Origin of the sequence: Kitasatospora phosalacinea (assembly GCF_000717185.1) — a bacterium.
GTDB classification, from domain to species: Bacteria; Actinomycetota; Actinomycetes; order Streptomycetales; family Streptomycetaceae; genus Kitasatospora; species Kitasatospora phosalacinea_A.
In genome coordinates this window covers 14,598-36,963 of the sequence record NZ_JNYE01000076.1, presented here as the reverse complement: position 1 = coordinate 36,963, position 22,366 = coordinate 14,598, and the positions used below count along the sequence as shown (strand labels likewise).

At 74.1% G+C, this 22,366-nt stretch carries 19 protein-coding genes; 17 read left to right on the top strand and 2 right to left on the bottom strand.

Features of this window, described 5'->3' with window-relative positions; all coding sequences use genetic code 11:
* Positions 1–77: 77 nt before the first annotated feature.
* The 14 genes from OO57_RS27385 (at position 78) to OO57_RS27325 (ending at position 15,301) form a co-directional block, all read left to right on the top strand.
* On the top strand, positions 78–620 hold the full coding sequence (locus OO57_RS27385; protein WP_081973999.1) for a TIGR02234 family membrane protein: 543 nt from the start codon (positions 78–80) through the stop codon (positions 618–620).
* Between the two features lie 130 nt (positions 621–750).
* Positions 751–999, top strand: coding sequence for an HGxxPAAW family protein (locus tag OO57_RS27380; RefSeq protein ID WP_033255351.1), 249 nt, complete (start codon positions 751–753; stop codon positions 997–999).
* 196 nt (positions 1,000–1,195) lie between these two features.
* Positions 1,196–1,657, top strand: coding sequence for a DUF2752 domain-containing protein (locus OO57_RS27375; protein ID WP_033255350.1), 462 nt, complete (start codon positions 1,196–1,198; stop codon positions 1,655–1,657).
* Positions 1,658–1,820: 163 nt separating this feature from the next.
* Positions 1,821–2,633 (top strand): indole-3-glycerol phosphate synthase TrpC, encoded by an 813-nt coding sequence (trpC, locus tag OO57_RS27370; protein WP_033255349.1) that lies wholly within the window; start codon positions 1,821–1,823, stop codon positions 2,631–2,633.
* Between the two features lie 9 nt (positions 2,634–2,642).
* Positions 2,643–2,792, top strand: a complete 150-nt coding sequence (gene trpM / locus OO57_RS47440) for a tryptophan biosynthesis modulator TrpM (RefSeq protein WP_198544994.1) — start codon at positions 2,643–2,645, stop codon at positions 2,790–2,792.
* Between the two features lie 52 nt (positions 2,793–2,844).
* The gene (gene trpB, locus OO57_RS27365) at positions 2,845–4,077 is read left to right on the top strand and encodes a tryptophan synthase subunit beta (RefSeq protein ID WP_033255348.1); all 1,233 of its coding nucleotides are present in this window, start codon (positions 2,845–2,847) and stop codon (positions 4,075–4,077) included.
* A 1-nt stretch (position 4,078) separates the two neighbouring features.
* On the top strand, positions 4,079–4,888 hold the full coding sequence (trpA, locus tag OO57_RS27360; protein ID WP_033255347.1) for a tryptophan synthase subunit alpha: 810 nt from the start codon (positions 4,079–4,081) through the stop codon (positions 4,886–4,888).
* Between the two features lie 164 nt (positions 4,889–5,052).
* Entirely contained in the window at positions 5,053–5,235 is a 183-nt protein-coding gene (locus OO57_RS27355; protein ID WP_033255346.1) for a hypothetical protein, read from the top strand.
* 129 nt (positions 5,236–5,364) lie between these two features.
* Entirely contained in the window at positions 5,365–5,877 is a 513-nt protein-coding gene (locus OO57_RS27350; RefSeq protein ID WP_199811339.1) for a MauE/DoxX family redox-associated membrane protein, read from the top strand.
* Between the two features lie 89 nt (positions 5,878–5,966).
* The gene (locus tag OO57_RS27345) at positions 5,967–6,824 is read left to right on the top strand and encodes a DsbA family protein (protein WP_033255345.1); all 858 of its coding nucleotides are present in this window, start codon (positions 5,967–5,969) and stop codon (positions 6,822–6,824) included.
* A gap of 80 nt (positions 6,825–6,904) precedes the next feature.
* The gene (lgt, locus tag OO57_RS27340; protein WP_033255344.1) at positions 6,905–7,867 is read left to right on the top strand and encodes a prolipoprotein diacylglyceryl transferase; all 963 of its coding nucleotides are present in this window, start codon (positions 6,905–6,907) and stop codon (positions 7,865–7,867) included.
* Between the two features lie 202 nt (positions 7,868–8,069).
* Entirely contained in the window at positions 8,070–8,813 is a 744-nt protein-coding gene (locus OO57_RS27335) for a VIT1/CCC1 transporter family protein (protein ID WP_033255343.1), read from the top strand.
* A 454-nt stretch (positions 8,814–9,267) separates the two neighbouring features.
* Complete coding sequence (gltB, locus tag OO57_RS27330; RefSeq protein ID WP_234337525.1) at positions 9,268–13,848, top strand: glutamate synthase large subunit; 4,581 nt, start codon at positions 9,268–9,270, stop codon at positions 13,846–13,848.
* The gene (locus OO57_RS27325) at positions 13,841–15,301 is read left to right on the top strand and encodes a glutamate synthase subunit beta (RefSeq protein WP_033255342.1); all 1,461 of its coding nucleotides are present in this window, start codon (positions 13,841–13,843) and stop codon (positions 15,299–15,301) included. Before gltB ends, OO57_RS27325 begins: the two co-directional genes overlap by 8 nt.
* Positions 15,302–15,457: 156 nt before the next feature.
* On the opposite strand, the gene OO57_RS27320 is transcribed toward OO57_RS27325, so the two are convergent.
* Positions 15,458–15,820 (bottom strand): nuclear transport factor 2 family protein, encoded by a 363-nt coding sequence (locus OO57_RS27320; RefSeq protein ID WP_033255341.1) that lies wholly within the window; start codon positions 15,818–15,820, stop codon positions 15,458–15,460.
* Positions 15,821–15,928: 108 nt separating this feature from the next.
* Between OO57_RS27320 and OO57_RS27315 the strand changes: the two genes are divergently transcribed.
* The 3 genes from OO57_RS27315 to OO57_RS27305 all read left to right on the top strand — a co-directional run bounded on the left by OO57_RS27315 (position 15,929) and on the right by OO57_RS27305 (position 21,126).
* Positions 15,929–18,613 (top strand): ATP-binding protein, encoded by a 2,685-nt coding sequence (locus OO57_RS27315; protein ID WP_033255340.1) that lies wholly within the window; start codon positions 15,929–15,931, stop codon positions 18,611–18,613.
* A 128-nt stretch (positions 18,614–18,741) separates the two neighbouring features.
* Positions 18,742–19,611, top strand: coding sequence for a helix-turn-helix domain-containing protein (locus tag OO57_RS27310; protein ID WP_033255339.1), 870 nt, complete (start codon positions 18,742–18,744; stop codon positions 19,609–19,611).
* Positions 19,612–19,668: 57 nt separating this feature from the next.
* On the top strand, positions 19,669–21,126 hold the full coding sequence (locus OO57_RS27305; protein ID WP_033255338.1) for an aldehyde dehydrogenase family protein: 1,458 nt from the start codon (positions 19,669–19,671) through the stop codon (positions 21,124–21,126).
* Positions 21,127–21,354: 228 nt separating this feature from the next.
* Here OO57_RS27305 and OO57_RS27300 read toward each other — a convergent pair whose 3' ends face one another.
* Positions 21,355–22,272, bottom strand: coding sequence for a hypothetical protein (locus tag OO57_RS27300; protein ID WP_033255337.1), 918 nt, complete (start codon positions 22,270–22,272; stop codon positions 21,355–21,357).
* Positions 22,273–22,366: the final 94 nt, after the last annotated feature.

Below are 22,366 nucleotides of genomic sequence, written 5' to 3'. Positions count from 1 at the left end.
CTGGGGGGGTGAGTGAGACGTCTGCTTCCCCGTCCGGTGGTTCCCCTGCTTCGGCTTCGCGCGGTGCGTTGGGGTTGATGCTGCTGTTGACGGTGCTCGGTGCGGGGCTGGTGCTGACGGCGGTGGGGCGCACCTGGGCGGAGGGGGTGGCGGCCGGGATGGGGGGGAGCCGGGTCGCGGTGAGTGCGAGCGGGAGCAGGCTGACGGCGCTGCCGACGGGGATGGCGCTGGTGGGGATGGCGGCGGCGGTCGTGGTGTTCGCGGTGCGCGGGTGGGTGCGGGTGCTGGTGGGGGCGTTGACGGTGGCGGCGGGGGTGGGGGCGGTCGCGGGGGCGGTGATCGGGTACAGGGACACGGCGGGGCTGCACGCGGTCGCGGCGGGGCAGTTGGCGCTGAGCAGCGGCCGGGCGGAGGAGATCACCCGGACGGCGTGGCCGTGGGTCGCGCTGGCGGGCGGGGTGCTGCTGGTGGCGGCGGGGGTGTTGACGGCGTGGTTCGGGCGGCGGTGGCCGGTGATGGGGGCGCGGTACGACGCGCCGACCCGGAAGGCGCCGGTGCGGGCGGACAGTCCGTCCGACCTGTGGAAGGCGCTGGACCGGGGCGAGGACCCGACCGGCTGAGTGTGCTCGGGACCACGGCCGCCCCGGCTTGGGGCTGCCGTGTTCGGCCCGGCACAATGGAGGGGTCAACCCGTCGAGCGCCGCCAGGACCGCCCGACCGGGCCCCGGAGAAACAAGGAGCACCAACAAGATGGCTGCAGCAGCGCACGGCCACACCCCCGCCGCGTGGACCGGCGTGGTCATTGCTTTCGTCGGCTTCTGCGTGTCCGGCGTCGCGATGATCATTCCGAACGTCGTGCTGGTCATCGCGGGCCTCGCCGTGGTTCTGATCGGTGGAGTGGTCGGCAAGGCCATGGCGATGGCGGGCATGGGCAAGCAGCCCAGCAAGAACTTCGCCCCGGCCCCCACCGAGGAGCGCAGCGCGGTCGCCGCGGGCTGACCCGGCGGAGAGCGACGGACCGGACGGCGGGCCTGGGGCCCGCCGTTCGGCGTTTCCCGGCGGCGGTGCGGCGGCGCGGCGGTGCCGGCGCGGTGCGGCGTTTCCGGGCGGCGGTGCCGGCGGTGCCGGCGCGGCGCGGCGTTTCCGGGCGGGGCGTGCCGGGGTGCGGTGGCCGGGCGGGGGGACAATCGTCCCCGTGAACGCTCCCGCCGGTCCCGGCCCCGCCGCGTCCAGTCCCGTCGGCCGAGGGGGGCGGCTGGTCCGTCCGCTGGCGGCGTTGGTGGCGGTGGCGCTGCCGACGGCGTTCGTGGGGGCGGTGGATCCGAACGCGCCGGGGCACTACCCGGTGTGCCCGGTGCTGCAGGCGACCGGCTGGTGGTGTCCGGGGTGCGGGGGGCTGCGCTGCGTGCACGCGCTGACCAGGGGGGACGTCCTGGCGGCGGCGCACGACAACCTGCTGGTGGTGGTGCTGGCGTTCGGGCTGGCGGTGCTGTGGCTGGGCTGGCTGGTGCGGGCGGTGCGCGGGGCGGGCGGCCGGCCGGGGTGGTGGCCGCGGATGACGGGGCGGCGGGCGGGGGTGCTGGTGCTGGTGCTGCTGCTGTTCGCGGTGGTGCGGAACCTGCCGGTGGGCGCGGGGCTGGCTCCGCCGGGGGTGTGAGCGGGGGCGGACGGGGCGGGCGCGCCGTCCGCCGGGCGGTCCGCGGTTCGAGACGCGCGCCGGGTGGATGCGGAGTGCGCCCCCCGCGCCCGATACCATCGAAGGGCCGGGGCTGCGCTCGACGCCCCCGGCCTCACCACCGAAACACGATGGGGGCGCACCCGTGACTGTGCTCGACGAGATCATCGACGGGGTCCGGCAGGACCTCGCCGAGCGACAGGCCCGGGTCTCCCTGGACGAGCTCAAGGAGCTCGCCGCGAAGGCGCCCGAGGCGAAGGACGGCGTGGCCGCGCTGCGCGGCGACGGCGTCCGGGTGATCTGCGAGGTCAAGCGCTCCAGCCCGTCCAAGGGCGCGCTGGCGGCGATCGCCGACCCGGCCGCGCTGGCGGTCGACTACGCGGCCGGCGGTGCCGCCGCGATCAGCGTGCTCACCGAGCAGCGCCGCTTCGGCGGTTCGCTGGCCGACCTGGACGCGGTGCGCGCGGCCGTGCCCACCCCGGTCCTGCGCAAGGACTTCATCGTCACCGCCTACCAGCTGTGGGAGGCCCGCGCGCACGGCGCGGACCTGGCGCTGCTGATCGTGGCCGCGCTGGAGCAGCCGGCCCTGGTCTCGCTGATCGAGCGGGCCGAGTCGATCGGGCTGACCCCGCTGGTCGAGGTGCACGACGAGCAGGAGATCGCCCGCGCGGTGGACGCGGGCGCGCGGATCATCGGCGTCAACGCCCGCAACCTGAAGACCCTCGAGGTCGACCGGAACACCTTCGGCAACGTGGTGGACGCCATCCCGGCGCACATCGTGAAGGTCGCCGAGTCGGGCGTGCGCGGGCCGCACGACCTGATCACCTACGCCAACCAGGGCGCCGACGCGGTGCTGGTCGGCGAGTCCCTGGTCACCGGCCGGGACCCGAAGGCCGCGGTCGCCGACCTGGTCGCCGCCGGGGCGCACCCGGCGCTGCGCAACAACGGGCGGGGCTGAGTCCCCGCCGTGTCGATCGCCACCCGTCTCGCCCCCGGCTGCCGCCCGCGCGGCTGCCGCGCGCCCGCGCGCCGGGCGTTGGGGCGGCGGGTGCGGTACGTGATCGGCTGCGAGCCCGGACAGGTCCCCGGACGCCGATGGCGCGGTACCCGCGGCTGACCGATCGCCGCGCGTTCCACGTCCACGTCGTCAATCCTTCATCCGAGGACGGATCATGTCCGAGCACTACCTTCCGGGCGCCCAGGTGCCCGACGCACGCGGTTACTTCGGCGCCTACGGCGGCCGCTTCATCCCGGAGGCGCTGGTCGCCGCCGTGGAGCAGGTCGCCGAGGAGTACGAGAAGGCCAAGACCGACCCGGCGTTCGCCGCCGAGCTGGACGTCCTGCTCAAGGACTACACCGGCCGGCCGAGCCCGCTGACCGACGTCCACCGGTTCTCCGCGGAGGCGGGCGGGGCGCGGGTCCTGCTCAAGCGCGAGGACCTCAACCACACCGGCTCGCACAAGATCAACAACGTGCTGGGCCAGGCGCTGCTGACCCGCCGGATGGGCAAGACCCGGATCATCGCCGAGACCGGCGCGGGCCAGCACGGCGTGGCGACCGCCACCGCCTGCGCGCTGTTCGGCTTCGACTGCACCATCTACATGGGCGAGGTCGACACCCAGCGGCAGGCGCTGAACGTGGCCCGGATGCGGATGCTGGGCGCCGAGGTCGTCCCGGTGACCTCCGGCAGCCGCACCCTGAAGGACGCCATCAACGAGGCGTTCCGCGACTGGGTCGCCAACGTGGACTCCACCCACTACCTGTTCGGCACGGTGGCCGGCCCGCACCCGTTCCCGATGATGGTGCGCGACTTCCACCGCGTCATCGGCGTCGAGGCCCGCCAGCAGGTGCTGGACCGCACCGGGAAGCTCCCGGACGCGGTGGTGGCCTGCGTCGGCGGCGGCTCCAACGCGATGGGCATCTTCCACGAGTTCATCCCGGACGCGGACGTCCGCCTGATCGGCTGCGAGGCGGCCGGCGAGGGCGCCGAGACCCCCAAGCACGCGGCCACCCTGACCAAGGGCGACCCGGGCGTGCTGCACGGCTCGCGCACCTACGTGCTGCAGGACGAGGACGGCCAGACCATCGAGTCGCACTCGATCTCGGCCGGCCTGGACTACCCGGGCGTCGGCCCGGAGCACGCCTGGCTGAAGGACACCGGACGGGCCGAGTACCGCCCGGTGACCGACGCGCAGGCGATGGAGGCGCTGCGGCTGCTGTCCCGCACCGAGGGCATCATCCCGGCGATCGAGTCCGCGCACGCGCTGGCGGGCGCGCTCGAACTCGGCCGCGAGCTCGGCCCGGAGGCGACGATCCTGGTCTCGCTCTCCGGCCGCGGCGACAAGGACATGCACACCGCTGCCGAGTACTTCGGCCTCTACGACGCCGAGGGGACCAACTGACATGGCCGACACCAAGCTCACCGCCGCCCTGGCCGCCGCGAAGGCCGAGGGCCGGGCGGCCCTGATCGGCTACCTGCCGGCCGGCTTCCCGACCGTGGACGGCGGCATCGCCGCGGTCAACGCCCTGATCGAGGGCGGCTGCGACGTCGTCGAGGTCGGCCTGCCGCACTCGGACCCGGTGCTGGACGGCGCGGTCATCCAGACCGCCGACGACATCGCGCTGCGCGGCGGCGTGAAGATCAAGGACGTGCTGCGCACCGTGGCCGAGGTCGCGGCGGCGCACCCGGCCGTGCCGGTCCTGGTCATGACGTACTGGAACCCGGTGGACCGCTACGGCACCGCCCGGTTCGCCGCCGACCTGGCCGCGGCCGGGGGAGCGGGCTGCATCCTGCCGGACCTGCCGGTGGAGGAGTCCGAGGAGTGGCGCAAGGCCGCCGCCGAGCACGGTCTGGACACCGTGTTCGTGGTCGCCCCGTCCTCCAAGGACCACCGGCTGGCCGAGGTCACCGCGGCCGGGTCCGGCTTCGTGTACGCGGCCGCCGTGATGGGCGTGACCGGCACCCGGGCCGCGGTCGGCAACCTGGCCGAGGACCTGGTGGCCCGCACCCGCGCCACCACCGCGCTGCCGGTCTGCGTCGGCCTGGGCGTCTCCAACGCCGACCAGGCCGCCGAGGTCGCGGCCTTCGCGGACGGCGTGATCGTCGGCTCGGCGTTCGTCCAGCGCCTGCTGGACGCCGAGCAGTTGGCGGACGGCACGGCCGCCGTCCGGGCGCTCGCGGGCGAGCTGGCGCAGGGCGTCCGCCGCAAGTAGGACGCCGGGCCCGAGGGCCGCCCGGGGAGCAACTGCCGCTCCCCGGGCGGCCCTTCGTGTTGCGGTCCTACTCCGCGAGGGTGAAAAACCGGCGGGGGCCGGTGATCCCGTCCCGGTCGGGGCCGTTGAACCCTCCGGTGGTTCGTCGGCGAAAGGGCATCCGGATGGCGCGGGTTCACCGGGAGGTGCTGCTGCGGGCGCTGGCGGCCGGTCTGGCGCTGGCCGCCGCGCTGGTCGGGAGCGGGGGCGTGGAGCGGGAGTTGGCCCGCCGGGGGGCGGAGCGGGCGGTGCTGTGCCAGCAGTCGGCGGCGGGGCCCGCGACGGGGTGCGACGTGCCGGGACGATGATCCGGAAAATCGGACGTATGACCGTTTAAGGTCCCTCATACGGCGTAACTCGCCAATGTGGAGGAACCACCCGCCATCCCCTACGGTTCATCAGGCAGGAAACGGTGGAGCGCGCCCGAGGGGGAACTGATGGCCAGTCAGCAGGCCGACCGAGGCCGGGTGGACGGGCTGCGCCGGGCGGTGGACGGCGCGGCGGCCGAGTGGTTCGGGCTGGCGGTGCGGCTGGGCCTGGCGGTGGTGTGGGGCTGGGCGGGGCTGGCGAAGGTCTCCGACCCGGCGGAGGCGGCGCAGGCGGTGCGCGCGTACGAGATCCTGCCCGAGTCGCTGGTGAAGCCGGTCGGCTGGGGGCTGCCGTTCCTGGAGCTGGCGCTGGCCCTGCTGCTGGTGCTCGGCCTGGGGACGCGGATCGTCGCGGCCGTCTCGGCGGTGCTGCTGCTGGCGTTCGTCGCGGGCATCTCCTCCGCGTGGGCGCGCGGCATCTCGATCGACTGCGGCTGCTTCGGCGGCGGCGGCGCGGTGGACGAGTCGCAGACCGAGTACCTCCAGGAGATCCTGCGCGACACCGGGTTCCTGCTGCTGTCGGCGTGGCTCGTCTACCGCCCCCGGACGAAGCTCTCGCTGGACGCCTGGCTGGCCGCCTGAGCCGCCCGCCGCTCCCGGCGACCCCGCCGCTCCCGGCGACCCCGCCTCCCCCCGACGACCCCGACCCACTGGACTGGCAAGAGCACCCCATGAGCGAGAAGAACCGAGAAGGCAAGCGCAACGCCCGGGACAAGATGATGGAGGCCCGGGCCGCCGAGGAGGCCAAGGCGCGGCGGAACAAGAAGCTGGCGGTCGGCGGCGTGGTGGCCGTGGTGATCGCGGCCGCCGTGGTGGTCGGCGTGGTGGTGCAGAACGAGCGCTCCAAGCCGGAGGCCCCCACCGCGGCCCCGGCCGGGACGACCGGCGACAAGAACCTGGTGATCCCGGTCGGCTCGGCCGACGCCCCGTCCACGCTGACGGTCTACGAGGACCCGCGCTGCCCGGCCTGCGGCAGCTTCGAGCGGAGCTTCTCGCCGACCGTCGACCAGCTGGAGGACGCGGGCAAGATCGTCGTCAACTACCACATCGTCTCGTTCATCGACCGCTCGCTGGGCGGCAACGGCTCCAAGTACGGTGCCAACGCGCTGGCCTGCGCGCAGGACGCCGGGCACTTCCGCGACTACCACGACGTGATGTACCGCAACCAGCCGGAGGAGACCGAGGACTCCTTCGGCGACAAGCAGACCCTGATCGACCTGGGCAAGCAGGTCCCGGGCCTGGACACCCCGGAGTTCCGGGCCTGCGTCAACGACAACGAGTTCGGCGGCTGGGTCTCCGCGGTGCAGCAGGACTTCGACAAGTCCAGCTTCAAGTCGACCCCGACGGTGCTGCTGAACGGCGAGCTGGTCTACCCGAAGAAGGGCGACGAGCAGATCAGCCCGGAGAACCTGGTGAAGTGGGTGGACGCGGCCAACCAGGGCAAGCAGCTCGGCACCCCCGGCTCCCACGGGCAGAGCCCGGCGCCCACCTCGACCGCCGCCGAGTCCGACAACCCGCCCTCGCCCTGACCTGCACGGGCCGCGTGACGCTACCGTGACCCGCACCGGTGCCGGTGGTGCCGGTGGGACACGGTAGCGTCGAGAGTGCCATGGATCTCGCATACATTCCGAGCCCGTCGCGGGGCGTCCTCAACCTGGGGCCCATCCCGCTGCGCGCCTACGCCTTTTGCATCATCATCGGTGTCGTCGTGGCCGTGTGGCTCGGCAGCAAGCGCTGGGTCGCCCGCGGCGGCGGGCGGCACACGGTCGGCGACATCGCGGTCTGGGCGGTGCCGTTCGGCCTGGTCGGCGGCCGGCTCTACCACGTCGTCACCGACAACCAGCTGTACTTCGGCGAGGGCAAGCACCCGATCGACGCCCTGAAGATCTGGGAGGGCGGCCTCGGCATCTGGGGCGCCATCGCCTTCGGCGCCGTCGGCGCCTGGATCGGCGCCCGCCGCCGCGGCGTCCCGCTGCCCGCCTACGCCGACGCGATCGCCCCCGGCATCGCCCTGGCCCAGGCCTGCGGCCGCTGGGGCAACTGGTTCAACCAGGAGCTGTACGGCCGCCCCACCACCCTGCCCTGGGGCCTGGAGATCGACAAGACCCTCCCGGACGGCACCGTCGTCCAGGGCGTCTACCACCCGACCTTCCTGTACGAGTCGCTCTGGTGCGTGCTGGTCGCGGTCCTGGTGATCTGGGCCGACCGGCGCTTCACCCTCGGCCACGGCCGGGCCTTCGCGCTGTACGTCGCCGCCTACACCCTCGGCCGGTTCTGGACGGAGTGGCTGCGGATCGACGAGGCGCACCGCTTCTTCGGCCTGCGCCTGAACGACTGGACGGCGATCCTGGTCTTCGTCGGCGCGGTCGCCGCCTTCGTGCTCTCCGCCAGGCTCCGCCCCGGCCGCGAGGACCCGGACTCGATCGACCCGCAGGCCGCCAAGGAGCGCGCCGAGGCCGAGGCCGCCGCGGAAGAGGCCGAGCAGCCGCAGGACGCCGCCCCGGCGGAGCCCGCCCGGGAGGCGGCGGAGGCTCCCGCGAAGCTCTCGAAGGACTCCGAGAAGCCCTCCTGAGCCGACCGCGCCGCCCGCGCCGACCCGCCCGACCCCGTGGGGGCCGCCACCGCCGAGAGGCGGCGGCGGCCCCAACTGCCTTTGGGCAGGCTTACTTTGCTGGAAACCAGCAGGTCAAACGGCTACGTTCGAAGGGCACCAGCGAGCCCGGCCGACGCGCGGCCCGGGGGGATCCGCCGTGCCCGGAAGGGGAGCCGCCCGCATGAGCACCGTCACCGCAGAGCCGCAGACCGACAACCCGCAGCCGCCCCGGATACCCGAGGCCGACCACCACCGGGACGTCAACGGCGGCTGGCTGCGCCCGGCCGTGTTCGGCGCGATGGACGGCCTGGTGTCGAACTTCGCGCTGATGACCGGCGTGGTCGGCGGCGACGCGGCGCCGAGCACCGTGGTGCTCACCGGCCTGGCCGGGCTGGCGGCCGGCGCGTTCTCCATGGCGGCCGGCGAGTACACCTCGGTCGCCTCCCAGCGCGAGCTGGTGGAGGCCGAGTTGGAGGCCGAGCGGATCGAGCTGCGGCGCAACCCGCAGGGCGAGCTGGCCGAGCTGGCCCAGCTGTACGTGGCCCGCGGCGTCGACCCGGAGCTGGCCCACGAGGTGGCCCGGCAGCTGTCCGCCGACCCGGACACCACGCTGGCCGTGCACGCCCGCGAGGAGCTCGGCGTCGACCCGGAGGACCTGCCCTCGCCGCTGGTCGCCGCGCTCTCCTCGTTCGGCTGCTTCGCGCTCGGCGCGCTGCTGCCGGTGCTGCCCTACCTGCTGGGCGCGACCGCGCTGTGGCCCGCCGCGCTGCTGGCGGTGCTCGGCCTGTTCGGCTGCGGCGCGGTGGTGGCCCGGGTGACGGCCCGCAGCTGGTGGTTCTCCGGCCTGCGCCAGCTGGTGCTGGGCGGGGCCGCGGCGGGCATCACCTACCTGCTGGGACGGCTGATCGGCGGGGCGATCGGCTGACCCGCGGCGGACCGGCCACCCGTACGGCCTTGTACGAAAATCCAGAACTCTGTATAGTTATGCCATGGAACGCGTGATGTTCCGCACATGGGCCCGAGCCTGCGCCTTGCCCTAGTCTCGACATCCGGCTGTCGACCCCCGGAATCAAAAGCGGGGGCGGCGTCGACTTCGAAGAATCCCAGGTGGGACCAGAGGGGCACGTGTGGCGGGGGCGTTTCGCCCCTGTTTCCCGCCCTTCGGCACAGGGCACACTGGAGGGAACGCGCGACGCTGCGCCTTCCCCCCCATCCGCCCCCTGACCTGGGGATCAGTCCGGGATGTGGACGCAGGAATCCACTTCCCGGTCCAGGCGGCATCATGTAACCTGCACCGACAAATCGCATCAGGGCCAACGTCGTCCCTTTGCATGAAGCAACTGTTTACGACGACGGGAGAGCCGATGCTGTCTGCATCCATGCACTCCGGCCACGAGGACGCCAAGGCCACCGGCCCCTACGCCCTCGTTCCGGACGCGCGTCCCCAGGCCCAGGGTCTGTACGACCCGCGCAACGAGCACGACGCCTGCGGCGTCGGCTTCGTGGCCACGCTGACCGGCATCGCCGACCACAAGATCGTCGAGCAGGCGCTGACCGTCCTGCGCAACCTGGAGCACCGCGGCGCCACCGGCGCCGAGCCGGACTCCGGTGACGGCGCGGGCATCCTGACCCAGGTCCCGGACGCGTTCCTGCGCGCGAACGTGGCCTTCGAGCTCCCCGCCGCCGGCTCCTACGCCGTCGGCATCGCCTTCCTCCCGGACGCCGACGAGGAGGCCGCCGCCGCGGCCACCCGGATCGAGGTCATCGCGGCCGAGGAGGGCCTGACCGTCCTCGGCTGGCGCGACGTCCCGGTCACCCCCGACCTGCTGGGCGCCACCGCCCGCTCCGTCATGCCGCGCTTCCGCCAGATCTTCGTGACGCACGGCGAGCGCACCGGCATCGCGCTGGACCGGGTCGCCTTCGTGCTGCGCAAGCGCGCCGAGCGCGAGGCCGGGGTGTACTTCCCCTCGCTCTCCGCCCGCACCCTGGTCTACAAGGGCATGCTGACCACCGGCCAGCTGGAGCCCTTCTTCCCCGACCTGTCGGACCGGCTCTACGCCTCCGCGATCGGCCTGGTGCACTCGCGCTTCTCCACCAACACCTTCCCGAGCTGGCCGCTCGCCCACCCGTACCGCTTCGTCGCGCACAACGGCGAGATCAACACGGTCAAGGGCAACCGCAACTGGATGACCGCCCGGGAGTCCCAGCTCGCCACCGACCTGATCCCCGGCGACCTGGACCGGATCTTCCCGATCTGCACCCCGGACCACTCCGACTCGGCGTCCTTCGACGAGGTCCTGGAGCTGCTCCACCTCGGCGGCCGCTCGCTGCCGCACTCGGTGCTGATGATGATCCCGGAGGCGTGGGAGAACCACGCCACCATGGACCCGGCCCGCCGCGCGTTCTACCAGTACCACTCCAACCTGATGGAGCCCTGGGACGGCCCGGCCTGCGTCACCTTCACCGACGGCACCCAGATCGGCGCGGTCCTGGACCGCAACGGCCTGCGCCCGGCCCGGTACTGGATCACCGAGGACGGCCTGGTCGTGCTCTCCTCCGAGGTCGGCGTGCTCGACATCGACCAGGAGAAGGTCGCCAAGAAGGGCCGCCTGCAGCCCGGCCGGATGTTCCTGATCGACACCGCCGAGCACCGCATCGTCGAGGACGAGGAGATCAAGTCCGCCCTCGCCGCCGAGCACCCCTACGAGGAGTGGGTCGCCGCCGGGCAGATCCAGCTCGCCAAGCTCCCCGAGCGCGAGCACATCGCCCACACCCACGCCTCCGTCACCCGCCGCCAGCAGACCTTCGGCTACACCGAGGAGGAGCTGCGGGTCATCCTCGCGCCGATGGCCAAGACCGGCGGCGAGGCGCTCGGCTCGATGGGCACCGACTCGCCGATCGCCGCGCTCAGCGAGAAGCCGCGCCTGCTGTTCGACTACTTCACCCAGCTGTTCGCCCAGGTCACCAACCCGCCGCTGGACGCGATCCGCGAAGAGCTGGTCACCTCGCTGCACAGCAACCTCGGCCCCGAGGGCAACCTGCTGGACGCCACCCCGGCGCACTGCCGCTCCGTCGGCATCACCTTCCCGGTGATCGACAACGACGAGCTGGCCAAGCTGGTCCACGTCAACGCGGACGGCGACCAGCCCGGCCTGAAGGCCGTCACCCTCTCCGGCCTGTACAAGGTCGCCGCGGGCGGCCAGGGCCTGGCGGCCCGCCTCGCCGAGATCGCCGCCGAGGCCGACGCCGCGATCGCCGACGGCGCCCGCATCGTCGTCCTCTCCGACCGGCACTCGGACGCCGAGCACGCGCCGATCCCGTCGCTGCTGCTCACCTCGGCGATCCACCACCACCTGATCCGCACCAAGCAGCGCACCCAGGTGTCGCTGCTGGTCGAGGCCGGCGACGTCCGCGAGGTGCACCACGTCGCGCTGCTGGTCGGCTACGGCGCCGGCGCGGTCAACCCGTACCTGGCCATGGAGTCGGTCGAGGACCTCGTCCAGCAGGGCGTGTTCGTCTCGGGCATCGAGCCCGAGAAGGCGATCAAGAACCTGATCTACGCGCTCGGCAAGGGCGTCCTGAAGGTGATGTCCAAGATGGGCATCTCCACCGTCGCCTCCTACCGCGGCGCGCAGGTCTTCGAGGCCATCGGCCTCGCCCAGGAGCTGGTGGACGCCTACTTCGCGGGCACCACCACCAAGCTCGGCGGCATCGGCCTGGACGAGATCGCCAAGGAGACCGCCGCCCGCCACGCCAAGGCCTACCCGGCCTCCGGCATCACCGCCGCGCACCGCGCGCTGGAGATCGGCGGCGAGTACCAGTGGCGCCGCGAGGGCGAGCCGCACCTGTTCGACCCGGAGACGGTCTTCCGCCTCCAGCACTCGACCCGCACCAAGCGCTACGACATCTTCAAGCAGTACACGGACCGGGTGAACGCCCAGTCCGAGCGCCTGATGACGCTGCGCGGCCTGTTCCAGCTGGACGGCCTCGGCCGGGCCCCGATCTCGATCGACGAGGTCGAGCCGGTCTCCGAGATCGTCAAGCGGTTCTCCACCGGCGCGATGTCGTACGGCTCCATCTCGATGGAGGCGCACGAGACCCTCGCCATCGCGATGAACCAGCTCGGCGGCAAGTCCAACACCGGCGAGGGCGGCGAGGACCCGGAGCGCCTGTACGACCCGGCCCGCCGCTCGGCGATCAAGCAGGTCGCCTCCGGCCGCTTCGGCGTCACCTCCGAGTACCTGGTCAACGCCGACGACATCCAGATCAAGATGGCCCAGGGCGCCAAGCCCGGCGAGGGCGGCCAGCTGCCCGGCCACAAGGTCTACCCGTGGGTGGCCAGGACCCGGCACTCGACCCCGGGCGTCGGCCTGATCTCCCCGCCGCCGCACCACGACATCTACTCCATCGAGGACCTGGCTCAGCTGATCCACGACCTCAAGAACGCCAACCCGGACGCCCGCATCCACGTGAAGCTGGTCTCCGAGGTCGGCGTGGGCACCGTCGCGGCCGGCGTCTCCAAGGCGCACGCCGACGTGGTGCTGATCTCCGGCCACGACGGCGGCACCGGCGCCTCCCCGCTGACCTCGCTCAAGCACGCGGGCGGCCCCTGGGAGCTCGGCCTCGCCGAGACCCAGCAGACCCTGCTGCTCAACGGCCTGCGCGACCGCATTGTCGTGCAGACCGACGGCCAGCTCAAGACCGGCCGCGACGTGGTCATCGCCGCCCTGCTGGGCGCCGAGGAGTTCGGCTTCGCGACCGCCCCGCTGGTGGTCTCCGGCTGCATCATGATGCGCGTCTGCCACCTGGACACCTGCCCGGTCGGCGTCGCCACCCAGAACCCGGTGCTGCGCGACCGCTTCTCCGGCAAGCCCGAGTTCGTGGTCAACTTCTTCGAGTTCATCGCCGAGGAGGTCCGCGAGATCCTCGCCGAGCTCGGCTTCCGCTCGATCGAGGAGGCCGTCGGCCACGCCGAGCACATCAACGCCCAGGCCGCCATCGACCACTGGAAGGCCGCCGGGCTCGACCTGGCCCCGCTGTTCCACGTCCCGGCGCTGCCCGAGGGCGCGGCCCTGCACCACACCACCGGCCAGGACCACGCCCTCGACAAGGCCCTCGACAACCAGCTCATCGAGCTGGCCGAGGACGCCCTGGAGCGCGGCGAGGCCGTCCGGATCCAGCTGCCGATCCGCAACGTCAACCGCACCGTCGGCACCATGCTCGGCCACCAGGTCACCAAGAAGTACCGCGGCGCGGGCCTGCCCGAGGGCACCATCGACGTGACCTTCACCGGCTCGGCCGGCCAGTCCTTCGGCGCCTTCGTCCCGCAGGGCGTGACGCTGCGCCTGGAGGGCGACGCCAACGACTACGTCGGCAAGGGCCTGTCCGGCGGCGTGCTCGTGGTCCGTCCCGCCCGGGACGCCGCCGCGATCGGCGCCGACGCGCAGAACCACGTCATCGCCGGCAACACCATCGGCTACGGCGCCACCTCCGGCCGCATCCACCTGCGCGGCAAGGCCGGCGAGCGCTTCGCCGTCCGCAACTCCGGCGCTACCCTGGTGGTCGAGGGCGTGGGCGACCACGGCCTGGAGTACATGACCGGCGGCCGGGTGGTCGTCCTCGGCGAGACCGGCCGCAACCTGGCGGCGGGCATGTCCGGCGGCATCGCCTACGTGCTCGATCTGCGCCCGGCCAACGTCAACAGCGGCATGGTGGGCATCGAGGCCCCCGGCGCCGCCGACCGCGAATGGCTGCGCGAGACCGTCCAGCAGCACTACGAGGAGACCGGCTCCACCGTCGCCGCCGAGCTCCTGGCCGACTGGGGCAGCGGGGTCTCCCGCTTCTCCAAGATCATGCCCACCGACTACAAGGCTGTGCTCGCCGCCAAGGACGCCGCTGAGCGCGATGGCCTCTCCGAGGTGGAGACCACTCGCAAGATGATGGAGGCGGCAAATGGCTGACCCCAAGGGCTTCCTGACCACGCCCAAGCAGCTGGCGGAGCGCCGTCCGGTGGACGTCCGGCTCCGCGACTGGAACGAGGTCTACGTCGAGCGCAGCCTCCTTCCGATCATCAGCAAGCAGGCCGGCCGCTGCATGGACTGCGGCATCCCGTTCTGCCACAACGGCTGCCCGCTCGGGAACCTCATCCCCGAGTGGAACGACCTCGCCTACCGGGACGACTGGTCCGGCGCGATCGAGCGGCTGCACGCCACCAACAACTTCCCGGAGTTCACCGGCCGCCTGTGCCCGGCTCCGTGCGAGTCGGCGTGCGTGCTGGGCATCAACCAGGACGCGGTGACCATCAAGAACGTCGAGGTCACCATCATCGACAAGGCCTGGGACCGCGGCGGGGTCACCCCGCAGGTCCCCGAGCGCCTGTCCGGCAAGACCGTCGCCGTGATCGGCTCCGGCCCGGCCGGCCTGGCCGCCGCCCAGCAGCTCACCCGGGCCGGCCACACCGTGGTGGTGTACGAGCGCGCCGACCGCATCGGCGGCCTGCTGCGCTACGGCATCCCCGAGTTCAAGATGGAGAAGCGCCACATCAACCGCCGCATCGAGCAGATGCGCGCGGAGGGCACCCGCTTCCGCACCGGCGTCGAGGCCGGCGTCGACATCAGCGGCCAGGACCTGCGCTCGCGCTTCGACGCGGTCGTCGTCGCGGCCGGCGCCACCACCGCCCGCGACCTGCCCGTCCCGGGCCGGGAGCTGAACGGCGTCCACCAGGCGATGGAGTACCTGCCGCTGGCCAACAAGGTCCAGGAGGGCGACTACGTCGACTCCCCGATCTCGGCCAAGGGCAAGCACGTCGTCGTCATCGGCGGCGGCGACACCGGCGCCGACTGCGTCGGCACCGCGCACCGCCAGGGCGCCCTCTCCGTCACCCAGCTGGAGATCATGCCGCGGCCGTCCGAGGACCGCCCGGCGGGCCAGCCCTGGCCGACCATGCCGATGACCTACAAGGTCACCTCGGCCCACGAGGAGGGCGGCGAGCGGATCTACTCCGTCTCCACCACCCACTTCGCGGGCGACGAGGACGGCAACGTCCAGGAACTGCACCTGGTCGAGGTCGAGTTCAAGGACGGCAGGTTCGAGCCCGTCCCCGGCAGCGAGAAGGTCATCCCGGCCCAGCTCGTCACCCTCGCCATGGGCTTCACCGGCACCGACGTCAAGAACGGCCTCGTCGAGCAGCTCGGCGTCGACCTCGACGCCCGCGGCAACGTCGCCCGCGACGGCAAGTTCGGCACCAACGTCGACGGGGTGTACGTTTGCGGTGACGCCGGTCGCGGTCAGTCGCTGATCGTCTGGGCGATCGCGGAGGGCCGTTCGGCCGCCTCGGCGGTCGACACGTACCTGGGCGGCAAGACCGCGCTCCCCGCCCCGATCAAGCCGACCGACCGCTCGCTGGTGGTCTGACCGACCACCGCCCCAGGACGCCCAGGCCCCCCGCGAGGGGGGCAAGGCCGACAAACACCGACCCGCCAGAGCCGCCGGGACCCGGTCATCACGACGCCTGCCCACTCCCCGACCAGGTAAGGGCAGGCGTCGTTGTCGTTCCCGGGGGGAGCTGACTCAGGCCGTCGGGACCTTGTCCAGGAAGCCGACCACGGTGGCGACCCGGCCGTCCGCCGCCGCGGTGAGGACGTCGAAGCCGACCACCAGCGGCTCGGCGGCGCCCTCCGGGGCGAGCTCCCAGGTGAAGCGGGCGACGTCGTGGTGGGCGTCGACCGGGCCGAGGCGGAACCGCATCCCGGCGAACTGGGCCTGGACGGCGGCCAGGGTCGCGTCGAACTGGTCGTGGCCGACGGCCTCGACCACCGGGTCGACGTAGCGGCCGCCGGGCGCCCAGACCTCCTCGACCAGCTTGCGGCGGGCGGCCGGGTCGGTCTCGTTCCAGGCGGCGACGTAGCGCTCGGCGAGGTGCTGCAGGTCCATGGCGGGCTCCTTCTGCGGTGCGGTCCGTGGTGCGGTTTCCCTTGCAGGACAAGAAGGTACGGAGAACGCCGCCCCGGGGAATCGGTCACCTATAGGTAGGGTCGACCCATGCTGTACGGACGGGGGACGGAACGCGCGGCGCTCGACCGGCTGCTGGCCGACGCCGACGCCGGGCGGGCCGGGGCGCTGCTGCTGCGCGGCGAACCGGGCATCGGCAAGAGCGCGCTGCTGGACGCGGCGGCGGACGCGGCCACCGGCTGGCGGGTGCTGCGGGCGGCCGGGGTGGAGTCGGAGGCCCGGCTGCCGTACGCGGTGCTCAGCCAGCTGCTGGCCCCCGTCCTGGGCGAGCTGGTCGGCCTGCCCGGGCCGCAACGGGCCGCCCTGGAACGGACCCTGGGGCTGGCCGACGGCCCCGCCGGGGACCGGCTGCTGGTCGGCCTGGCGGTGCTGACCCTGCTGGGCGACCTCGCCGAGCAGGGGCCGGTGCTGGCCGCGGTGGACGACCTGCAGTGGGCCGACCCGGAGTCCGCGGCGGCGCTGCGGCTCGCGGTGCGCCGCCTGGGCGCGGAGCGCGTCGCCGTGCTGCTGGCCACCCGCGAGGACGGGCCCGAACCGGCCGGACTGCCCGAACTGCCGGTCGGGCCGCTGGCGGAGCCCGACGCGGCCCGGCTGCTGGCCCACCACGCGCCCGAACTCGCCGACCCCGCACGGGTGCTGGCCGCCGCCGCGGGCAACCCGCTGGCGCTGCGCGAACTCCCGCGGGCCTCCGCGGACGGCGAACTCCCGCCCGACGGACGGCTGCGGCTCGCCTACCACGGCCAGGTCAGCCGCCTGCCCGGCCGCACCCAGCGCTGGCTGCTGCTGGCCGCCCTGGAGGAGACCGGCGAGGCGGAGGTGCTGCTGCGGGCCGCCGGGGAGAGCGGCCTGGACGCCGCCGACCTGGCACCCGCCGAGGCCCGCGGCCTGCTCCGGGTCGACCTGGCCGCGGGCCGGACGCGGTTCCGGCACCCGCTGCTGCGCTCCGTCCTGGTCGACCGGGCGCCCCTCGCCGACCGGCTGGCCGCGCACCGGACGCTGGCCGCCGCGTACGGGCCCGGCGAGCCGCTGCGGCGCGCCTGGCACCGGGCCCTGGCCGCCACCGGACGGGACGCGCAGGCCGCGGCGGACCTCGCGGCGGCCGCCGCCGGCGCCGCCTCCCGCGGCGGCCACCAGGGCGCCTGCGCCGCGTACGAGCGGGCCGCCCGGCTCAGCCCCGACCCGGCGCTCGCCCGCCGCTGGACGGTGGCCGCGGTGGAGGCCGCGCTGGAGGCCGGCGAGGTCGAGCGGGCCGAGCGGCTCGCCCTCGCCGCCGACCGGCCGGACGCGGACCCGGTGACCCGGGCGCACCTGCTCTTCGCCCGCGGCGTCGCCGAGTTCTGGCGCGACGAGAACGCCTCCGCGCACGCCCGGCTCACCGAGGCCGCCGCCCTGGTCGCCGCCACCCACCCCGGCCCGGCCGCCCGCGTCCTGGTGCAGGCCGTGCACGTCGCCTGGTACGACGGGCTCCCGGCCGTCACCTGCAGCCTGGACGCGCTCGCGGCCCTGCCCCTCCCGGACGGCGACCCGCTCGAACCGGTCGTCCGCTACCTGGCCGCCGCCCTCGGCCCGCTCACCCGGGACCTCCCGGCGGGGGCCGGCGGGGTGACGTTGGGGGAGGCGGAGCGGGCGGCGCGGGCGGCCGGGGCGGCCGTTCCGGTGGACCTGGTGCTGCCGTGCGGGGCGGGCCTGGTGCCCGGGCACGACGCCGAGGTGCTGGACCTCGCCCGCCGCCTGGTCCGGGAGGCCCGGGAGGGCGGGGCCTTCGGGACGCTGCCCACGCTGCTGTTCTTCCTCGCCGAGGCCGAACTCTTCGACGGCCGCCCGGCGTCGGCCGCCGAGCACGCCGCCGAGGCGCTGCAACTCGCCCTGGACAGCGGGCAGCCGCTGTGGACCGGCCAACTGCACGGCTTCCAGGCCTACTTGGCGGCCGCCCGGGGCGAGGCGGAGCCCTGCGCGGAGCAGGCCGCCGCGGCCTTCGCCCGGGGCGGCGCGGGCGCCCCGTGGGCCCGCTGGGCGCTCGGCCTGCTCGACCTGGGCGCGGGCCGGGCCGAGGACGCGTACGGCCACCTCGCCGCGCTCACCGGCGGCCCGTTCGGCTACCAGGTGGCCGCCGTCCGGGCCGTGCCCGACCTGGTGGAGGCCGCGGTGCGGCTGCGCCGCGGCGAGGAGTGCGCGCAGGCGCTGGCCCGGTTCGAGCGCTGGGCGGAGCACGCCGACCGGCCGTGGGCCCGCGCCCTGGTGGACCGCTGCCGCGCGCTGCTGGCCCCCGACGAGTTCGCCGAGGAGCTGTACCTGCGGGCGCTGGCCCGGCACGCCGAGCAGCCCCGCCCGTGGGAGCGGGCCCGCACCGAGCTGCTGTACGGGGAGTGGCTGCGCCGCTGCCGCCGCAAGGCCGAGGCGCGGGTGCCGCTGCGCTCCGCCGAGCAGGCGCTGCGGCGGCTGGGCGCCGTCCCGTGGGCGGAGCGGGCCCGGCTGGAGCTGGACGCCGCCGGTGCGCCCGCCGGGTCCGGCCCGGCCCGGGCGGTGGTGGCCGGGCTGACCCCGCAGGAGTCGCAGATCGTCCGGCTGGCCGCGCAGGGCCTGTCCAACCGGGACATCGCCGCGCAGCTGTTCCTGAGCGCCCGCACGGTCGGGCACCACCTGTACAAGGCGTACCCGAAGCTCGGAGTGAGTTCGCGGGGCGATCTCGCGGAGGTCCTCCCGGCACTGTCCTGAGCGGAGTCGAAACCCTCGCTTCTGCAACGGATTGGCCAAATGCCGGAAGGACCTCGCGGAGTGTCGTCGCGCAGTGGCAGACTGCTTCCCACGAGGTCCACTTGGCGTTCCTGGGGCGGAGGGTTTGCATGACGGGCCTGCAGACGGGCAGCGGTGCGACCGCGCGTCGCATCCAGTTGGGGGCCCAGTTGCGGCGCCTGCGCGAGGCCCGCGGCGTGACCCGGGAGGACGCCGGGTACTCGATCCGGGCCTCGGAGTCGAAGATCAGCCGGATGGAGCTCGGCCGGGTCGGCTTCAAGCAGCGCGACGTGGCGGACCTGCTGACGCTGTACGGCGTCAACGACGAGGAGTCCCGCTCCGCCCTGCTCGGCCTGGTCGGCGGCACCAACGCCCCGTCCTGGTGGCACGGGTACGGGGACGTGGTGCCCGGCTGGTTCCAGACGTACCTGAACCTGGAGGACGCGGCGGACCTGGTCCGCAGCTACGAGGTGCAGTTCGTGCCCGGGCTGCTGCAGACCCCCGAGTACGTGCACGCGGTGATGCGGGCGGGCAGCCCCGCCGCGCCCGCGGAGGAGATCGAGCGCCGGGCCGCGGTCCGGCTGCGCCGGCAGGAGCGCTTCCTCGCCGAGGGGGCCCGGGCCCGGCTGGAGCTGATCGTCGACGAGACGGCGCTGCGCCGCCCGTGCGGCGGGCCCGAGGTGATGCGCGGCCAGCTGGAGCGGCTCGCGGAGCTGTCGCTGCGGGAGACCATCGGCCTGCGGGTGCTGCCGCTGGGGATGGGCGCGCTGGCGGCCGACAGCGGGGCGTTCACGGTGCTGTCCTTCCCCGAGCCGGACCTGTCGGACGTGGTGTACGTCGAGCAGTTCACCACCGCGCTGTACCTGGACAAGCCGTTCGAGGTGGCCGAGTACGCGGCCGCGCTGGAGCGGGTGTCGGCGGCGGCGCTGTCCGAGGAGGAGACCCGGGGACTTCTCGCGGAGCTCCTCCAAGTCTCCTGACCCCCAATTAAGATGATGATCCGTCAGTAGGTGTTATTCGGCGCCGAGAGGGATCGCATGTCCTTGATAGCGGAACTCGCCCAGCAGTACATCGACGGCCGGTGGCAGCCGGGCACCGGCTCCTGGGACATCGTGGACCTCGACCCCTACAGCGGCGAGAAGCTCGCCTCCTTCACGGTCGCCACCGCCGAGGAGGTCGACCTCGCCTACCGCGCCGCCGAACGCGCCCAGCCCGCCTGGGCCGCCACCAGCCCCTACGAGCGCCGCCTGGTCTTCGAACGCGCCCTCCAGGTCGTCGAGGCCCGCGAAGCCGAGATCCTCCAGGTGATGACCGCCGAACTCGGCGGCACCCTGATGAAGTCCGGCTTCGAACTCTCCCTGGTCAAGGACATGCTGCGGGAGGCCGGCGCGCTCGCCCTGCGCGCCGAGGGCCGGATCCTGCCCTCCCCGGTGCCCGGCAAGGAGAACCGCCTCTACCGCCTCCCGGTCGGCGTGGTCGGCGTCATCAGCCCGTTCAACGCCCCCGTCTTCCTCTCCCTGAAGGCCGTCGCCCCCGCCCTCGCCCTCGGCAACGCGGTCGTCCTCAAGCCGCACCAGGACGCCCCGGTGGCCGGCGGCACCCTGATCGCCAAGGTCTTCGAGGAGGCCGGCCTGCCCGCCGGGCTGCTCAACGTCGTCCTCACCGACATCGCCGAGATCGGCGACGCGTTCATCGAGCACCCCGTGCCCAAGGTCATCGCCTTCACCGGCTCCGACGCGGTCGGGCGGCACGTCGCCGCCGTCGCCGCGGGCCACCTCAAGCGCACCGTCCTCGAACTCGGCGGCAACAGCGCCCTGGTGGTCCTCGACGACGCCGACCTCGACTACGCGGTGGACGCCGCCGTCGCCAGCCGCTTCGTCCACCAGGGCCAGATCTGCATGGCCGCCAACCGGATCCTGGTCGACCGCGCCGTCTTCGCCGAGTTCAGCGAGAAGTTCACCGCCAAGGTCGCCTCGCTCTCCGTCGGCGACCCCGGCGACCCCGGCACCGACCTCGGCCCGCTCATCAACTCCGCCCAGGCCGAGGCGATCACCGCCGAGGTCGAGCGCGCGATCGCGGGCGGGGCCCGCGCCCTGCTGCACGGCGCCACCGTCGGCACCCTGGTCCGCCCCACCGTCCTCACCGACGTCCCCGCCGACGACCCGATCCTGCGCCGCGAGGTGTTCGGCCCGGTCGCCCTGCTCGTCCCCTTCGACGGCGAGGACGAGGCCGTCCGGATCGCCAACGACACGCCCTTCGGCCTCTCCGGCGCCGTCCACACCGCGAACGTCGAGCGCGGCGTGCGGTTCGCCCAGCGGATCGACACCGGCATGATCCACGTCAACGACGGGACGATCGCGGACGAGCCGATCGTGCCGTTCGGCGGCGAGAAGAGCTCCGGCGTCGGGCGGCTGGGCGGCGACACCAGCGTGGACGCGTTCACCACGGTGAAGTGGATCTCGATCCAGCACGGGCGCTCGCGCTTCCCGTTCTGAGCGGGCGGACGGAGCCGCGGAGCCGCGCCGAGCGGGCGTGGGGCCGGGGGCACGGGGAACTGTGCCGAGCGGGCGTGAGGCCGGGGCACGGGGAACTGCGCGAAGGGGAGCCGCACGTCAGCAAGGTCGCCGGACGGGTGGGTGGTTGGCGTCACCGCGCGATCCTGCGGCGGGTGCGGGGCCGCCCGCGCAGTTCCCCGCGCCCCTCCGTGCGCGGGCTGCTCGGGCCTACGGCCGGGGCAGTTGCGGGCGGCCGTCGGCCAGGCCCAGGACGGTGCGGGTGCCGAGCGGGCGGGCGAGGCGGAACTCGACCGGGACCAGGTGCAGGGCGGCGTCGCAGGCCCCGTCCGGGCCGGGCCCGCGCGGGTCGGCCCGGCCGATCAGGACCACCGCCCGGTCGGTCTCGTAGACGGTGCCCGGGCCGGGGACGGCGCAGCCGTACGGGACGACCGCGGTGAGGACCAGCCCGTCGGGGGAGACCGCGCGCAGCTCGGCGGGGATGCCGTCGTCGGGCTGGTCCGGGGTGCCGGTGGGCGGTGGCGGCTGCTGGGGGAGGACGGCGGGGTAGCGGAACGGCCCGGCGTAGCCGTCGAGGGTGAACTCCCAGGTGGCGATGGTGGCCCGGCCGCGGCTGGTGGTGACGGTGGCGGTGCCGGGCCGGACGGCGGTGACGGTGAGCCGGGTGTCGCAGTCGGCGGCGCAGGAGTCGCTGCGGTGGGTGAGCGAGGCGTAGACGTCCTGCGCGGAGCGCTGCGGCAGGGCGAGGGCGGAGCCGTCGGCGAACCGGACTTCGGTGAGGCCGGAGACCGAGACCGGCAGGGCGGTCCCCAGGTCGATCCGGCCGTCCAGGTAGGCGGCCTTGTCGCCCATGCCGCGGAAGGCCCCGTCCGGCAGCCACTCGGTGGGGGCGTCGAGCGGGAAGTAGCCGTGCTCCCACGTCCGTTGCAGCTCGGAGCCGGGCCAGGCGGCGGCGACCTCCGCGGCCCGCGCGGCGGACGCGCCGGTGGCGGGGCGCACCTCGGGCCCGGCGGTGATCCGGTCCGCCCCCGGCTGGACGGTCGGCATCGGCTCGATCGACCCGGCCGGCCCGCAGCCGCTCAGCAGCAGGGCCGCCGCGACCGCCGTGAGTACCGCTCGTGCGCGCATGCTCCGTCATCCCCCTGGCTCGCGGTCCGTGCTCCGGGCTCCGTGCTCCGGACGGGGGTTGGACGGGGCCGGGCGGAGGACGGTTCCCACCGGG

Excerpts from the sequence above, each read along its gene's own strand:
- OO57_RS27385 (WP_081973999.1), top strand. The coding sequence starts at position 78 with ATGCTGCTGTTGACGGTGCTCGGTGCGGGGCTGGTGCTGACGGCGGTG.
- OO57_RS27380 (WP_033255351.1), top strand. The coding sequence starts at position 751 with ATGGCTGCAGCAGCGCACGGCCACACCCCCGCCGCGTGGACCGGCGTG.
- trpA (WP_033255347.1), top strand. The coding sequence starts at position 4,079 with ATGGCCGACACCAAGCTCACCGCCGCCCTGGCCGCCGCGAAGGCCGAG.
- OO57_RS27355 (WP_033255346.1), top strand. The coding sequence starts at position 5,053 with ATGGCGCGGGTTCACCGGGAGGTGCTGCTGCGGGCGCTGGCGGCCGGT.
- OO57_RS27350 (WP_199811339.1), top strand. The coding sequence starts at position 5,365 with ATGGCCAGTCAGCAGGCCGACCGAGGCCGGGTGGACGGGCTGCGCCGG.
- OO57_RS27345 (WP_033255345.1), top strand. The coding sequence starts at position 5,967 with ATGAGCGAGAAGAACCGAGAAGGCAAGCGCAACGCCCGGGACAAGATG.
- lgt (WP_033255344.1), top strand. The coding sequence starts at position 6,905 with ATGGATCTCGCATACATTCCGAGCCCGTCGCGGGGCGTCCTCAACCTG.
- OO57_RS27335 (WP_033255343.1), top strand. The coding sequence starts at position 8,070 with ATGAGCACCGTCACCGCAGAGCCGCAGACCGACAACCCGCAGCCGCCC.
- gltB (WP_234337525.1), top strand. The coding sequence starts at position 9,268 with ATGCACTCCGGCCACGAGGACGCCAAGGCCACCGGCCCCTACGCCCTC.
- OO57_RS27325 (WP_033255342.1), top strand. The coding sequence starts at position 13,841 with ATGGCTGACCCCAAGGGCTTCCTGACCACGCCCAAGCAGCTGGCGGAG.
- OO57_RS27320 (WP_033255341.1), bottom strand. The coding sequence starts at position 15,820 with ATGGACCTGCAGCACCTCGCCGAGCGCTACGTCGCCGCCTGGAACGAG.
- OO57_RS27315 (WP_033255340.1), top strand. The coding sequence starts at position 15,929 with ATGCTGTACGGACGGGGGACGGAACGCGCGGCGCTCGACCGGCTGCTG.
- OO57_RS27310 (WP_033255339.1), top strand. The coding sequence starts at position 18,742 with ATGACGGGCCTGCAGACGGGCAGCGGTGCGACCGCGCGTCGCATCCAG.
- OO57_RS27305 (WP_033255338.1), top strand. The coding sequence starts at position 19,669 with ATGTCCTTGATAGCGGAACTCGCCCAGCAGTACATCGACGGCCGGTGG.
- OO57_RS27300 (WP_033255337.1), bottom strand. The coding sequence starts at position 22,272 with ATGCGCGCACGAGCGGTACTCACGGCGGTCGCGGCGGCCCTGCTGCTG.